The 15,683-nt window shown below is 58.6% G+C and carries 9 protein-coding genes and 4 pseudogenes; 7 read left to right on the top strand and 6 right to left on the bottom strand.

Annotation, left to right across the window (positions count from 1 at the left end; genetic code table 11):
* Positions 1 to 24 precede the first annotated feature (24 nt).
* The 4 genes and pseudogenes from E4Q08_RS17480 to E4Q08_RS17465 all read right to left on the bottom strand — a co-directional run bounded on the left by E4Q08_RS17480 (position 25) and on the right by E4Q08_RS17465 (position 5,068).
* Positions 25 to 924 carry a hydrolase 1, exosortase A system-associated gene (locus E4Q08_RS17480; protein WP_169071306.1) on the bottom strand — a complete coding sequence of 300 codons (900 nt, stop codon included), beginning with the start codon at positions 922 to 924 and terminating at the stop codon, positions 25 to 27.
* Positions 921 to 1,667 (bottom strand): annotated as a pseudogene (locus E4Q08_RS17475) (hydrolase 2, exosortase A system-associated); the annotation flags it as partial. The pseudogene E4Q08_RS17475 and the gene E4Q08_RS17480, both read right to left, overlap by 4 nt.
* A gap of 81 nt (positions 1,668 to 1,748) precedes the next feature.
* Positions 1,749 to 4,724, bottom strand: a complete 2,976-nt coding sequence (locus tag E4Q08_RS17470; protein ID WP_372703787.1) for a VanZ family protein — start codon at positions 4,722 to 4,724, stop codon at positions 1,749 to 1,751.
* Complete coding sequence (locus E4Q08_RS17465) at positions 4,670 to 5,068, bottom strand: hypothetical protein (protein WP_169071304.1); 399 nt, start codon at positions 5,066 to 5,068, stop codon at positions 4,670 to 4,672. Before E4Q08_RS17465 ends, E4Q08_RS17470 begins: the two co-directional genes overlap by 55 nt.
* 288 nt (positions 5,069 to 5,356) lie before the next feature.
* On the opposite strand from E4Q08_RS17465, the gene E4Q08_RS17460 reads away from it, so the two are divergent.
* From E4Q08_RS17460 to E4Q08_RS17450, 4 genes and pseudogenes are all read left to right on the top strand, one after another.
* Positions 5,357 to 7,150 carry an asparagine synthetase B family protein gene (locus tag E4Q08_RS17460; RefSeq protein ID WP_169071303.1) on the top strand — a complete coding sequence of 598 codons (1,794 nt, stop codon included), beginning with the start codon at positions 5,357 to 5,359 and terminating at the stop codon, positions 7,148 to 7,150.
* Between the two features lie 3 nt (positions 7,151 to 7,153).
* Positions 7,154 to 7,768: pseudogene (locus E4Q08_RS24980) on the top strand (DegT/DnrJ/EryC1/StrS family aminotransferase); the annotation flags it as partial.
* A 452-nt stretch (positions 7,769 to 8,220) separates the two neighbouring features.
* Positions 8,221 to 10,524, top strand: coding sequence for a GNAT family N-acetyltransferase (locus E4Q08_RS17455; protein WP_169071302.1), 2,304 nt, complete (start codon positions 8,221 to 8,223; stop codon positions 10,522 to 10,524).
* Positions 10,521 to 11,540 carry a class I SAM-dependent methyltransferase gene (locus E4Q08_RS17450; RefSeq protein WP_169071301.1) on the top strand — a complete coding sequence of 340 codons (1,020 nt, stop codon included), beginning with the start codon at positions 10,521 to 10,523 and terminating at the stop codon, positions 11,538 to 11,540. Before E4Q08_RS17455 ends, E4Q08_RS17450 begins: the two co-directional genes overlap by 4 nt.
* Positions 11,541 to 11,848: 308 nt before the next feature.
* On the opposite strand, the gene E4Q08_RS17445 is transcribed toward E4Q08_RS17450, so the two are convergent.
* Positions 11,849 to 12,511, bottom strand: a complete 663-nt coding sequence (locus E4Q08_RS17445; protein WP_169071300.1) for a hypothetical protein — start codon at positions 12,509 to 12,511, stop codon at positions 11,849 to 11,851.
* Between the two features lie 340 nt (positions 12,512 to 12,851).
* On the opposite strand from E4Q08_RS17445, the gene E4Q08_RS17440 reads away from it, so the two are divergent.
* The 3 genes and pseudogenes from E4Q08_RS17440 to E4Q08_RS17430 all read left to right on the top strand — a co-directional run.
* Positions 12,852 to 13,544, top strand: a complete 693-nt coding sequence (locus E4Q08_RS17440; protein ID WP_169071299.1) for a tetratricopeptide repeat protein — start codon at positions 12,852 to 12,854, stop codon at positions 13,542 to 13,544.
* A complete protein-coding gene (locus E4Q08_RS17435; RefSeq protein WP_308240163.1) occupies positions 13,541 to 14,824 on the top strand; it encodes a glycosyltransferase in 1,284 nt (427 codons plus the stop codon). Before E4Q08_RS17440 ends, E4Q08_RS17435 begins: the two co-directional genes overlap by 4 nt.
* A gap of 25 nt (positions 14,825 to 14,849) precedes the next feature.
* Positions 14,850 to 15,254 (top strand): annotated as a pseudogene (locus E4Q08_RS17430) (IS1634 family transposase); the annotation flags it as partial.
* Between the two features lie 90 nt (positions 15,255 to 15,344).
* Here the strand turns inward: E4Q08_RS17430 and E4Q08_RS17425 are convergent.
* Positions 15,345 to 15,683, bottom strand: a pseudogene (locus tag E4Q08_RS17425) (IS1634 family transposase); the annotation flags it as partial.

Here is a 15,683-nt window from a genome sequence, read left to right as displayed (position 1 = left end):
CCTTCGGGAGGGCCGGGAATTCCCTTATGGAGCGCGCGACCAAGCGCTTCGTGGAGGCCCGGCCCCGGATTCCACTTTCTGGAGCCAATCCGTAACCGCAGTGGCCACCGAATTGCGCCAGACTGCCGATGAAAAGGTGTGGTCGGCGTCCTCGATATCCACGAATGCCACATGCCCGCGCTGCAAGGATGCATGCCAGGCGCGATCGGTTTTCAAGGCCTCGGAAAATTCCTTCGCAGTCAAATCGTTGCCACTGAGGATCAGTAATGCAGCACCGCCAAAGCTCTCGAGGCCACGTGCCATTCTTTTCTGGAATGGAAGCATCTGATCGCTGCTTGTCGAGCGACTGTTCTGACCTGCGCTTCGAATGTTGGCCATGAGATCCTTGAGTGACCGGCCCAATCCAAGGTTTCCCGTGAGCAACTTACGCCAGAAGTCTGCCTGCAGGAGCCGTTGACCGTAGTAGTGCTTGAGGTGGGTCTTGGCCAGTCCAGCCTCGGTACGGACCCACGGGTTGAGCATCACCACCCCGGTCACCCGCGCATCCTGCGTCGCATCCCAATACAACAGGCTAGCCGACGCCGCATCGCACAATCCCCAGAGGACAATCTGCTCAAGCTGAGGACAGGAAGTGCCAAAGGCATCGATTGCCGCAGCAATATCCGCATTGATGTGCTCGAAATCGCGAATCCCACCGGTGCTGTCACCCATTCCCCGGCAGTCGAAACGCATCACCGGGAAGCCAGCCTCCGCCAAAGTACGCGACAAGAGCACGAACTGGCGATGGCTACCGACGCGATATTGCGGTCCACCCACAATAATGAGCACCCCTTTCCTTGCGGGCTCCCCGGCAGGAGAGGCAACGATGCCGACCAGGCTCTCGCCGGCACAAGAGAAGAGCAAGACCTGTTCTGTGTAATTCATTGCCAGGACTCCAGTACCGCTACCGTCGCCTCGATCAGTTCGGGTGCATCTTCGATTTCGCTGCTCTGCCAGAAGCCTGGGCCATGAATCATCCGGGCATCCAGTCTGTACCCACCCGCCGCTTCCCATTGCCCGATGCATTTCCTGGAAACCGGAGAAGGGCTTGCACCCTCGCGAGTCGAGAGTTCCAGCCACGCTACGCGTCCGCCCAGATCGATGGGAGGGTTGAGCTCCGCAGCCTCCAGACTCTCGACAAGCGCCGGAGAAAAGGTATAGCCGGCGATTTCAACAGACTGGCCGTTCGACAATTGCCGCCGCAATTGCTCGGAGACGGTTTTCGCCTGCCCTGAAGCCAGCTCTGAGGCCATCTTCAGGCGTATGAACTGTTGCCAATGTTGTTTTCCGGAGACCACCGGCTGCCAATAAATGAAATTGGCTGCTTCCTTGAGCGTGACTGCCGCACTCGCCGCCAGCAGACAGCCAGCACGCAAGCCCCAGAGGATCAAAGGCGCATCGCTCCTGGTGCGCAGCCAACGACAGGCCCTATGAACATCGTCTTGCCAGTCTCGCCAGCCGGCTTCTGCGAAATCCCCGGAGCTATCTCCACAGCCCAGCAGATCGATCTGCAGGACATCGTAGCCAAGTTTGGCCATTTCCCTCGCCTGCAGGGCGGCCATACGGCGAGATTTGTTCATTTCCTCGGCAAATGGATGCACATAAATGATCGCGCCACGCGCTGCACGGTTGACTGTCGGGTGATAGACGCAGAAGCGATATCCCCTCTCTGCTTGAAGAAAAAAATGGCTGCAAGGATAGGAGCCCCCTTAATAACGACTGGTTTGCGGAGTCGATAAGCGCATTGCCGGCACTCCGACGGTCTCGCTCCACATCCATCCGACTCGACAAAGCAAGAGCAAGAGCAACAGGAAGCGCGGGGAGTCTATGATGCTATCGACACTGCCGATGAACAATACCCCAAGCAGTGATGCCAGAAAGCACCCGGCCATGATGTCGCCTTGTCGAGCCCGACGCCCGGTCCGCCAGACTCCCAGCAACAACATGACCGCAAATGCCAACAGGCCGATCACGCCCTGCTCGAACAGAATGGCCACCGGCATGCTCCACACATGCCAGGGCAAGTCATCGTCAACACTGAAAAACCAGCGATCCAGAGCACGAGAAAAGCCACCGTTATCCGTCAGATCTGCGCCATCCTCGTTCAGCAGGCGTACGTTGTCGAGGTCCAGGCTGGCCGCAGAGGTGTTTTGCAGGGACAACTTGACCGGTGCGTGCAACAGCCCCGATCCAGCACCGACCTCGCCGCTGGCCAAACGAATTTGGTGTTCCTCCCATTGTCTTCCCTCGCTGGCCGCAGTACCGAATACGCAGCGCCCGGAAGTGAGCAGCCATTTCTCGCACAGGGATGCCGAGAGCGTCACCGGTTGAGAACTTCGCAGCGCCAAGTGCAGCACGTAGTCCCGATGCGGCTGCACCGTGACCAACTGCTCCATATACAGCGACAGGCCGGCACCAAGCCGCAGGAAGACATTGCCGGCCTCGCTTTCCAGGCGGTAGCTTGCCGCCCTGGGTTCGCTGCTGCGCCAGTAGTGCCTTTCCGGAAAGCGGCCAAACCCCATGCCGAACAGCGTAGAAGCCAGTCCGGAGTCGCGCATGGCCAAGGTATCTGCCCAGTGGGCCTGTCGAACCGCCAGGTCCGCACGCACCTGGGAGAGGCGCTCCTGGGCAAACGAACCGCTGTAGATCGGTAGCGCCACCACCACTGCCAGCGCAAGCAAACCCACCGGCAGCGCCCAGCGACTCAGCGCGAAGACTCCAAGCCCCTTGGCGTGGTTTGCATGGACTGGCGGCGCACCCGGCTCGGGTCCCTTGCGCGGCGACAGCAGGATCACCAGACAGGCACCTGCCAGGGCAATGCCATAGCCAGCATAGCCGGCGCGGGAGAAGGTCACCATTAGCGCGTAGGTCGCAGCGGGGAAAAGCAGGATACCGACGAGCCGGGCCCAAAGCGTACGGATCATTACCAGCAGCACGACAAAAGGCACAGCGGCGGTCAGGTAAACCTCGATGTCCGCCCCGCCGGTATGCATCTGAGAAAACGGCCCGGTCACACGGTAGACATCTGCAAAATTGAACAATCCGGGAAAAACGGCGCGCTCCCAGACCACGACAGCAACGATCCCGGCAAGCCCGACCACCATGCCGCCGGCGAACAAGCCGCGGATATCGCGTCCGTCGGCCTCGAAGCGTCGGATCAAACCGAACAGCAGCAGTGCCCACAGAGCACCCTTGCCGGCCCGCAGGGCATTGTAGGGGCTGTAGTAGTTGGTGAAGGCGTTGACATCCGGCAAGGACAAGGGAAGCAGCCCGCCCCGCAGGGCAGAGATAGTCAAAGTCAACGCCAGCAGTCCGGTCACCGCCAGAGCCCACCAATCGCGGTACACGCCTCGCTGGAGAGCGCGCGTGCGGACGTAGCCCAGCGCGAGGCTGACCATGACCAGGAAATCGAATTCATCGAGGAAGAAGCGTCCACTCCAGGGGGCAAGGTCAAGGAGCGGCAGGGCAGCCGGGATGACCATCCAGAGCAGTTGCGGTCGAAACCAGAGCAGCGCGGCATAGGCAAGCAAAAGTACTGCCAGCAGGAGTGAGTAAATGGGAAAATCAACGGCTACCCAGGCCGCAAGTGCCAAGGTTCCGGCCAGAGAAAACCAGGAGGAAACGGCGATCCGTGCCGGCTCGGCGGTCGTCGTGGCTACCTTCACAGGCCGTTCTTCGGGTTGCTGCACTTCATCTGCCACGGCGGAGTAGAATTGCCGGAGCAAGCTCGTAAGCGACCAGGCGGCGAATGCAGCGATCAACAGATTGGTCGGATCCGGGTGAAAGCCGGCGAGGAAAAGCTTGCTGGTCTCGATCATGCCGGCAACGAGCAGGGCAAGCCAGAACGCGACGGCCGGCGACAGTCGACGCAACCAGGCCAGTCCTCCGATCGGTGCATACATCAACGCCACCGCAGCAACACTGAGCAAAGCCGCTTGCTCGGTGGTGTAGTAGTGGTAATAGAAGGGCAGGAAGCGAGTCTCTGCAACCGTCTTGCCGGCCAGTTCCAGGCCATGCCACGAATGATCGAACCAGCCATTGACGGCGACCAGGGCTGGCAGGTAGAGCAGGCCGAGCCATGGCGCCAGCCGTTTGCCGACGCCGGAGTTGGGCAAATCCCGAAAGCGCCGCCGCTCCTGCCAGAAAAGAGCACCAAGATACATGCCGCCAATGCGCGTCAGCAACGATGCTCCCTGGCTGACGCCCGAGAACATCAGGAACTGGATGGCCTCGATGGCCAGCCCAAGCAGTCCGCCATAGAGCAGCGCATTGCCGGTCGCCGACCGCCCTCGCAACTGGTTGCGGCGCCCGAGCATGACACCGACAGGTACGACGGCGAGCATTTCGGCCAGCAGCTTGGCAGCCAGCACGATCGCTCCCCGTTCCGTGGTCTGACCCGCAAGAAACCAGCCCCATCCATCCGCATTCAGCTTGCCGGCAAATTCGCCTGCAGAAATCATAAAATCGAACGGAAACAGGCTGAATACCAGATAGCCGACCGCGTAGGCCTGCAACGCCCGGACCAGCAACTGGTCGAGCGTCCCGACCCAGGAGGCAAGCAATTGACTGAACCAGTCGGACCAGTTCGCCGCCAGGAGGATACCCACAAGACTGCCAATCACCTCGGCAATCACATCATTCCGTGAAAATGTTCGCTGTGGGAAGAACAACTGGGTAAACTCCACCGCCAGAGCAAGAGCGATGCAGAAGAGGGCGCGCCCGCCAGCCGGGGAAAACGCCGCCACAGCCCACCCTTCCCACCCCCCAGCACCACTACCGTCAGAAAGCCCGCCGGAACATAAAGGACTCCGTTGGCCACCCAATCGGCCCGGCCCTCGGCACCGATCTGCAGCATCGGCAGTTGTCTGAACTGTGCCCAAGCCTGATCGAGAGGCAGGGCATGGAAATCCAGGGGAACCAGGCTGCCATAAACAATGAAGACGAGATAGAGAAGCCAGCCGAGACGGAATGCGCCAGAGTCGGCAGCGGGGACAGGTGTGTGAAGGCTACCGATACGATGCTTGCTCATGCTCAGGATCCTGTTGGTGGCTGCCACTCGTTGTCAAGTATGCCTGATATAAGACGCGTACTGATCCTGCAATCTTAATGTGAAAGTCGCGTATGCGACTCACGAATCTCCCCTCCCCCTCGCGGGGGGAGGGGTTGGGGGGAGAGGGAAACGGTCATGACTTTCATGATCGGAGGTGCCTGGAAAAAGTCATGACCGTTGGCTTGAAAGGAAATTTCACACAGTAGAAGTCATGGCTTTAGCGTAGCATCGCGTCCGCCAATCAACCTGCAATCAACCAGACACTTTATGAAAGACAGACTTTCGGGCCAGCTTGACCTGACCAGCCTCCTGGATCCCAGCACTGCGCCCATGCTGATCCAGTCGCTTGTCCTGCAGGGCGACGAGGTTGCCCGCGACGCCGATAGCGCATGCGTGGTGATCGGCTCACCCTCCTTCCGGGACGAAAGTGTCGCCGGCGCTTCGCGATCGGCAGGATTTGCCACTGCGCTTCTCGAAGCCTGGCGGAAGAGCGGGGCAGAAGTCGCCGCGCGCATCCGTGGATCCTACGCTCTGGCGATTGTGGATACGACGCGTGCCTGCGTATTCCTGGCCGTTGACCGCTTTGCGATCGAGACGCTGTGTTATCGCACCGACGGCAAGACGCTGGCTTTCTCGGATCGTGCCGACTGCGTTCAGGGGCGTGGCGACGAACTCGACCCGCAGGCGATCTTCGACTACCTGTACTTCCACATGATCCCGGCACCACGCACGATTTTCCGCCAGGTGTGCCGGCTGCCGGCGGCACACGGCGTGCTGATCGACCGGAATGGGGTACACGAAGCCCGCCACTGGCCCCTGCTTTTCGACGAGCAACACCGCCAGCCCTTCGCCGCAGCGCGCGACACCTTCCGCAACCTGATCCGCGACAGCATCGCCGAAGAGGTCGCCGGCCACGAACGCGTCGGCGCCTTCCTGTCTGGCGGCACCGACAGCTCGACGGTGGCAGGCATGCTCTGCCAAGTGACCGGCAGAGCGGCACCCGCCTACTCGATCGGCTTCGACGCCGAAGGCTACGACGAAATGGAATACGCTCGTCTCGCCGCCAGGCACTTTGGCTGCGAACACCATGAATACTATGTGACACCGGCCGACCTGGTAGCCAGCATGCCAATGGTCGCACAGCATCACGATCAGCCCTTCGGCAACTCCTCGGCGCTGCCGGCCTATTACTGCGCCAAGATCGCGCAGGCCGACGGCTGCACCAAAATGCTGGCCGGCGATGGCGGCGACGAACTGTTCGGCGGCAACACCCGCTACGCTACGCAACAAGTGTTTGAGTTCTACCACCGCGTGCCGCATCGCCTCAGGCGATTGATCGAGCCAATTTGCACAGACGGCAGCCCCTTGCGGCGAATCCCCGGCCTCAGGCAGGCAACCGGCTATGTTCGCCATTCACGCGTTCCGATGCCCGATCGCCTGCAGAGCTTCAACCTGATCACGCAACTCGATCCGGAAAAAGTACTCACTGCTGATTTTCTCGCCCAGATCGATTCGAGCGAACCGTCCAGGCACATGCAGGGCACCTGGAACGAGTGTCAGGCGCCGAGCCTGATCAATCGCATGCTCGCTTACGACTGGCGCTACACGCTGGCCGACAGCGACCTGCCGAAAGTTCGCGGCGCCACCCAGATGGCCGGCATCCCGGTCGCCTATCCCTTGCTGACCGACCGCCTGACCGATTTCTCGATGGGCCTGCCGCCCGACTGGAAACTTCGCCGCTTCAAGCTGCGCTGGTTCTTCAAGGAGGCGCTGCGCGGTTTCCTTCCCGACGAAATCCTGACCAAGAAGAAAAAGGGCTTCGGACTGCCCTTTGGCGTGTGGACGACACGCACCCCGGCCCTGATGCAACTCGTCGAGGACTCACTGAGCACCCTCGCGACGCGCGGAATCGTACGTGCTGACTTCATTCAGAAGCTGATGAGCGAACATCTGCCCGAGCACCCTGGCTACTACGGGGAGATGGTGTGGGTCCTGACCATCCTGGAACAATGGCTGCGCGCCCAGGAGAGACCAAAAAGCGCGAGGGATGGCTGCGACTGAGAGATGAAGTTCATACGCTTTGACCCGAAACCCTGTGGTTTTCCAAAACCCCGGATATCCCCCTTACCAAACACACCCCTCCTCCCATCGCCCTCGGCCTGGCTCTGCAGATCGATTCCGCGTCGGGCAAGCAGGAACTTCCGGCATTTCTCGCGCGGGCGATACGCGCTGGGCGAGGCCTATCGGCTGGCTGGTCTGAATCGTGAGGGTGCTCTGCTGGCTCCAGCGTATCACTGCGTAACCATGCTGGACCCGGCCATGGCCCTGGAAGCGGAAGTCCATCTCTATCGCCTCCAGGCCGATCTATCACCCGACCTCGACGCTCTGGAGAAACTTCTTGCCAGCATCGAGAAACCGGTCAAGGCGCTGCTGGCGACGCATTACTTCGGTATCGCCAAGGATTTCAGCCGATTGAAAGCATTCTGCGTCAATCGCGAAATCACTTTGATCGAGGACTGTTCACATGTGCTGTTCACCGAGCACTTTCGCGCAGCCGGTACCGGCAGCTATGGTCACTTTGTCGTATCCAGCCCTTACAAATTCTTCGCTTGCGATGATGGAGGCTTGCTCTACACACCAGAGGATCACCTGCTCGATCGTGTGAAAACCGTACCAGCCACGCCAGTCGAGGAGTTGCGCGGCATCAAGCACGCCTGGGAAAGAAGCCGATCGGCACGGATCATGATTGGGGACATCTCTTCGATCGACTTGCGCCTGGAGTCCCTCAGTGCCTGTCCAGTAGTCCCCGGCAATGACGAGATCGAGGAACGCTCGGCTCCCTCCGCCCTTTTTTCCGGAGCCTTGGCCCATAGGGAATCACTGCGCTGCTCGCGCCTAATCGTCGACCAGTCTTCCATCACCGACAACATGCGTCGCCGCCGCGAGAACTACCATCGCTGGCTGGAAGCCGTCACCCGCATATCGAACTGCCAGACGCTGTTTTCTGACTTGCCGGAACACACTGCGCCATACATGTTCCCACTGTATATCGCCCATCCAGACCCACATTTCTACTGGCTGAAGCATCTCGGTGTTCCGATCTGGCGCTGGGATGAGATGGCCGACTCCAATTGCCGGATCTCGCAAGACTATCGGCTTCACCTCCTGCATTTGCCTTGCCATCAAGCGCTGACCAGCAATCAACTGGAGTGGATGATCACCGCCCTCGACAAGACGCTCAACCGTTCTTCCGCGAAAGGCTTTCAGTAATGGGATGGGAAATCCATGATGCAAAGACCGCCTTCCGACAGTTTGCCGACGAATGGGACCGCCTGAATGCCAGACTGTACGATCGCCACCCTTTTTTCGACAGTCGTTTCATTGAACCTTTGCTGGATCATTTCGGCGACGGTGGCGAACAGTTGTGCATTCACCGGACGGATGCAGGCATTGTGGGTGCGCTGATCCTTTGCTCGGGTGGTTTTGGCCGGTGGTCCTCATTTCGTCCTGCACAGGTACAAACAGGCGCCGTCCTGCTCGATGACGCCTGCCTGCTCGAAACCCTATGGACCGCACTGCCGGGTCTGGCGTGGACGATTGAACTGTACGCAGTAGATCCACGCTATCTCCCTGACTTCTCGCGTCTACCGTTGCCCAGGATCGTCCTCGCACAGGCACGCACGATCGGTATCCGGCAGGAGAATCATGATTTTCGTAGTTACTGGCAAGAACGCCCGAAAAAATTGCAGGGGAACCTTGCCCGATACTTCCGGCGCACGGAGACCGAGATCGGACCTACTGGACTGGCGGCGTTCGTTGAGGCGGCAGACATGGAAGCCTGCATTGGCAGGTACGGCGCACTGGAAACCGCTGGCTGGAAAGGACAGCGAGGGACTGCAATTTCGATCGGCAACCCGCAAGGCGCCTTCTATCGGGAAATCCTGCACCGTTTTGCGCTGAGCCACCAGGCAGCGGTCTATGAACTCCATCTCGGCGCGCATCTGGCATCCTCTCGCCTGGTGATTGCAAACGATCATCTGCTGATCTGTCTGAAAACGGCATACGACGAATCCCTGGCGCGTTTTGCTCCAGGCCGACTCCTGCTCTATCGCTTGATCGAGGAACAATTCTCCATGCCCTCCAGAAAAACGATCGAGTTCTACACCAATGCCACCAGCGATCAGAAGGAATGGGCGACATTTGCCTGCACTCTTCAGAACATTCAGATTTTCAGGGGTCCGCTGTACGCTGCTGCATTCTCTGTGCTGAGAGCTTTCCGGCGGAATCTTCGGAAGCTCCGGGCTGAAAGGCCAGAAAACGCCCGGCTGAAAGACGAAGTGAAGGACTGCAAGCGCATCGGGAACTTCAAGGATACACCGTACCACCTCGGCGAGTTCGCCAGCGCAGACCGTTTGGAAGCGTCCGCCGCCTGGTTCGAACTCCTGGAAAGCAATGTGTTCCCGAGCGATCCGGGTATTCGTTACTACTTCACTGCCGAGAAGCAATTCCCGGCAGTGCTTCTTCCAGTAAGGTTGAGAGCGAAAGGACCGGTCAAGAGCGTCGAATCCCTGAGCAACTACTACACCTCACTCTACGCTCCGCTGCTCAGTAAAGACGCCGACTTGCTGGATTTGAACGATCTGCTCGCAGCGGCCGATCGAGACCATGGAGGTGCCCATGTGATGCGTTTTGCCCCCATGGATCCGGACACCCCAGCATACCAATCCCTGTTCAACGCGCTGAAAGCGAACGACTGGATCCCGTTTCCGTTCTTCTGCTTTGGCAACTGGTTTCTTACTGTGAGGGGTACCTGGCAAGACTATCTTAAGAGCCGAAGTGCCAACCTGCGCAGTTCAATCCGTCGCAGTTGCAAGAAGTTCGCCGCTGCAGGTGGAACGCTTGAAATCGTAATGACGCCCGAGAACATTGAACCATCCATCGCCGAGTTCCAGCAGGTCTACGCAGCAAGCTGGAAGAAACCGGAACCTTATCCGGATTTCGTCCCCTCCCTGATCCGGAAGCTTGCTGGCATGGGCACGCTCCGTCTAGGAATTGCTCGGCTGCAAAACCGCGCGATTGCGGCACAACTCTGGTTCATAGACGGCAATAAGGCCAGCATCTACAAGGTGGCGTACGATGACAGTTTCGCATCGTACGCACCGGGAACCGTTCTTGCCGCACATCTCATGCAGCACGTTATCGACTGTGATCACGTTCACGAGGTGGACTACCTGATCGGCGATGATAGTTACAAGCAGAAGTGGATGAGTGACCGCCGCGAGCGCTGGGGAATCATCGCCTACAACCCCGGGACGATCATTGGCTTCACATTGTTGGTCAAGGAGGTTCTGGGTCGGGTGGTCAAAACCATCGCCGCAAGGATCAAGCTGGCTTGGCCGCAAGCAGGCTTTTTCCGCCCATTGCGGGAAAAATGAACACCGACCGGCAAGCACACACTTGGCAAGCCAATGTCATGTGCAGGCTTGAAATTGCACCAAAGCATTCAGCAGACCACCTTACAATAGTGAGCCTATTGCTCCGTAAGCGCCAAGGTTTCGTCTCGGAACAGGCTCCTTCGAGTCGTAACCTCGTCCCCGCCACACACCTTTCAAGGAATGCGCAGAAATGTCTACCGACAGAAGAGAAACGCAGCCCCCAGGATCATGGGATCATTCGACCAACGTCGGTTTTTTTTGACTACTACTCTCAGCAAAGCCTTTCGCCTGCGACCATAGAACGTTTCACCCGGGTACGTGACCAGGCCTTGGCGCTCCTCGCTACCACGGCTGGCCGCACGAGCAGACTGGAGGTATTGGACATCGGCTGTGGTGCTGGTACTCAGTGCCGCCTCTGGGCGCAACTGGGACACCATGTCCATGGTCTGGATGTCAACGCGTCACTGATCGAAGTGGCCAGGCAACGAGGGCGCGAGGAACAGTTCGAAATCGAGTTCAATATTGGATCAGCGACAGATCTGCCCTATGCCAACGAATCAATGGATGTCGCCCTGGTACCAGAACTTCTGGAACATGTCTGCGACTGGCAAAGTTGCCTCAATGAGGCGGTACGTGTGCTGAAACCCGGCGGCCTGCTGTATCTCAGCACCACCAACTGCCTGTGCCCGGTTCAGGAGGAGTTCGACTTGCCAATGTACAGTTGGTACCCCGGCTTCGTGAAGCGCAGGTTCGAGCACCTTGCGGTAACTACCAGACCGGAGATCGCCAACGATGCCAAGTACCCCGCGGTGAATTGGTTCAGCGTCTATTCTCTCTCCGCCTATCTGAAACCACGCGGCTTTCGCTGCCTGGATCGTTTCGATCTGATTGATACCGATCAGATGGGGACGCTGCAGAGGCTGACCGTCAACATGGCGCGGATGATTCCGCCGCTGCGCTTTGCCGGACAAGTGTTAACTCCCTGGACAGTGTTGTTCGCGATCAAAGAACGGTGAACTGGAGCGACAGACCAGTGGGGGCCCGCACCAGTCTCGGCCCCTCCAGTCGTCGGACCGGTATTTCCGGACGTATTTCTCCTTCCCGAGTCGGCAAAGTCAGCAACCGTTTTCGAACTCCAGCAAATCAACAGCAATGCATGAGACCATGAAAGTCTATCTGACCTTCGATATCGAGATCTGGTGCAACAACTGGGAAGAACTGGACGTCCGCTTTCCTCACAGTTTCCACCGTTATGTCTATGGCCACTCGCAAAGCGGTGACTATGCGCTGCCCAAAACTCTCGAGATTCTTGATCGCAATGCGCTCAAGGGGGTTTTTTTTCGTGGAGCCACTGTTTGCCGGACGCTTCGGAATCGAGCACCTGGCCGTCATCGTTGACATGATTCGTGCCGGGAATCACGATATCCAGTTGCACTTGCATCCGGAATGGACCGATGAAATCCGTCCCTTGCTCTTTCCTGGAGCGAATCGGAAGCGCCAACATCTTTCCTACTACACCCTGGAGGAACAGTGCACCCTGCTGGCCTACGGCCGCAATCTTCTGGCCGCTGCCGGACATGACCAGGTGACTGCCTTCCGGGCTGGGAGCTTTGCCTGTAACACCGACACCTACCGCGCTCTCCGGCAATGTGGGATCACTCTGGACAGCAGCCTCAACGCGGTGCATCCGGATTGTGGAATTGACCTTAGGAACACCCTGGATTTCTATCGGCCACAGGTATTCGAGGGAGTGCGCATCCTGCCTTTGACGATTTTTCGCGACGGCTTCGGTAAACCGAGGCCAGCCCAGCTCGGTGCCTGCAGCTTCCCTGAAATGCGCAATGCCCTGGAATCCGCGGCCGACAATGGAACCAGGCACTTCGTCATCCTTTCCCACAATTTCGAAATGCTGCGGCAGGGGCGCAGTGAGCCCGACGGTATCGTGGTCAGGCGTTTCGAAGCGCTTTGCGCGTTCCTGGCGGCACACCGGGACAAATTTGAAGTCAGTACGCTATCTCCTGCCCCAACGATCGATACCCAACTGCGGCAGGATTATCCATTTTGTCCATCCTATCCATATCCGGGAAAGGCGAGCCTTTCCTCGACATTCCTGCGTCACGGAGAGCAATTGGCACGAAGAATTTTCGGTTAGAAGAACTGGCCCATGATCCCTCGAGCCATGATCGCTTCCATCGATGACAGGACAGATCTTCATTCAGCAGTTGGACTAACAGCACATAGGAATCCCACGAATGTTCAGGTACACGAAACCGAGGAAATATCTGTCTCGAATCGCCGCGCGACATCTGGCACTCGCTCTGGCGCTGATGAGCACGGCGACCACCACCCTGGCAGAAAAGCCTCAGAACGTCACAGTGGAGGAAATGCGCCTGATTCCGGCTTACTGCCCCCATACCCAGAGCTGGGTGTATGGGAGCCCCGAGAGCAAAAGCTGGGAAGCTCGGATGGGCAAGTCGTTCTCGCACATGCACCATTATTGTTGGGGGCAGATCAACCTGCTGCGCGCCCTGAGCAGCGGTACCCCGGAAGCCACCAGAAAATCCATGCTCTCCAACGTACGCGCGGATTACCAATACGTTCTCCGTAACTCCACGCGCGATTTCATCCTGCTTCCGGAAATCCTCACTCGAACCGGCGAGGTGGAACTGCGCCTGTCCCTTTTCAAAGAGGCCAACAATTCATTTGCCCAGGCCCGAGCCCTGCGGCCTGAATACTGGCCGGCTTATTCACACTGGGCCGAGTTTCTGATAAAGGCTGGAAAGAAAGCTGAAGCAAAGCAGTTGGTGAAATCAGGCCTGGAATATAGTCCGGGTTCAAGGGTGCTGCGTGAGCAATATCGCCTGCTTGGTGGAAATCCATCCGAGATCGTGCCGATTGTCCAGAAACCTGCTCCGGAAAGCGCCGGCGAGACCGCTGCGCCAGAGCTCGCGGAACAGGCGACAGCCACCCGGGATGACGGCGAAGACCCCCCTGTCTCGGGTCCGGAGCAGCAGAAATGACTCTGACAACCGCAATACCCCAAATGGCCGACCACAGAAAGTTACTCATGATCGCCTACCACTTCCCGCCATTCCAGGCCAGTAGTGGCATACAGAGGACATTGAAGTTCTCTGCGTACCTTCGCGAGTACGGCTGGGAACCACTGGTTCTTACAGTCTCTCCCAGGGCCTACGACGCGACCAGTCCTCATCAACTCAAGGAGATCCCGGAGGATGCCATTGTTCGACGTGCTTTCGGGCTGGACACCTCTCGCCATTTCTCGATCGGAGGCAGGTATTTTCGCTGGATGGCGCAGCCCGATCGCTGGGTCAGCTGGTGGCCTGGGGCCGTCTGGACCGGTATGCGAATGATTCGCCGTTACCGCCCTGCAGCCATATTTTCCACGTCCCCCATTGTCACGGCTCACCTGATCGGGCTCAGCCTGTGCAAGCGAAGCAGGCTACCATGGATCGCAGACTTTCGCGATTCGATGACCGAGACGGGCTACCCGCGCGACCCGAGAACATGGAAAATTCATCGCAAGATCGAACATGAAACGGTTCATCACTGCTCAAAGGCGGTGTTCACCACCGAGCCGACGCGACAGATGTATGCCGAACGCTACCCCGAGATTCCGGCATCGCGCTGGGCAGTCATCGAAAACGGCTTCGACGAAGACAACTTCCGCAGTGCCGAGTCCGGTTTCACAAACACTCCCCTGGGACGGCCTGGGCAGATCACGCTCCTTCACAGCGGCATCCTTTACCCCACGGAAAGAGACCCGCGCCCTTTCTTCGCTGCATTGGCAATGCTGAAACATTCGGGAGACATTGATGGCTCGAAGCTTCAGGTTGTCCTTCGGGCAACCGGCAACGACGAATTGTACAAGCCGATGATCGCCGAACTGGGCATTGACGACATCGTCAGGCTGGCGCCAGTGGTCAGTTATCATGAGGCACTTCAGGAAATGCTGCGAGCCGATGGGCTATTGTTGTTCCAAGGCGCATGCTGCAACCATCAGATCCCGGCAAAGATTTACGAATACTACCGCTCCGGACGACCGATTCTCGGGCTCGTTGGTCCCGAGGGCATTTCCGCAAGTATGCTGTCGGAGGCCAGGGTGAACCATATTGCCAATATTGCCGACGCAGAAAACATCGCTGGTACACTTCGGTTATTCGTCAAGAAGCTGTCCGAGGGAGTCGATTCGGGCGTTTCCAGGGAGTTCGCCATGAGACACTCGCGCAAGGCAAGAACGAAGGAGCTTGCGGCGCTTCTGGATGGACTGGCAAGAACCTGAGCTACTGTGTATTCCATACCAAACTGGACAACTGGATGCCCAGGAGGCTGGTCAGACCCATCCGGGCAAGAAGCTATCGGACCCCGGCACGACAGCCCGTTTCTACCAAGCGGTCGCTGCGGCGCATCTGGCACACATCATCAAGGTCGATCTCTCCTCCGAGGTGTTCACCGACGCGATCGATGAACGTGCGCTGAAGCGCGCACGGCTGATGGACGGGAAGTGGATCCTCGTTTCCAATGTGCCGGATTGTCCCCCGTCCGAGATCGTGACGCGCTACCAAGCGCTGGCCGACATCGAACGAGGATTCCGAATTCTGAAGTCGGAGATCGAAATCGCGCCGGTCTTCCCTCGCCTTCCGGACCGAATCCAGGCGCATGCCTTGATCTGCTTCCTGGCACTGCTCTATCGGGTGCTGCGCCTGCGTCTGACGGATCTTCCTCCAGCCAGCAAGCGCAATTATGCTTTAAGTATCTGTTTTTGTTAAACAAATAGCCGATGCCGCGAAAGCGGCGCCTGCCTACGCGGCGAGCTTGTCGGCTTTGGCCTTGAGCGGGAAGGACAGACCGATGGCGCTGAGGATTTTGGCCTGTTGATCGTCCGGGCGTGGCAGATGCGTGTGACGCTGACCGTTGCGGTCGGTGGTGTAGAGATAGGTCAATCGTCCGAGGGCCACCAGGGCGTCGTCCGGAGTGATGGCGGCGGGGTCGTCTTCGGTGCTGCCGAAGGTCCGGTGCAGATCGGCTTCAAATCGCCGCGTGATCTTCAACGCGAGCATCGCCACGAAGACATGCGCCTTGGTACGCTCGGCCTTGCGCAGGAAGATCGGGCGAATTTCCAGGAAGGTGGTTTTCACGAT

The organism is Candidatus Accumulibacter contiguus (assembly GCF_012940005.1).
Classification (GTDB): Bacteria; Pseudomonadota; Gammaproteobacteria; order Burkholderiales; family Rhodocyclaceae; genus Accumulibacter; species Accumulibacter contiguus.
Note: the sequence above shows the minus strand (reverse complement) of the source record. Positions and strands in the feature narration are given on the sequence as shown.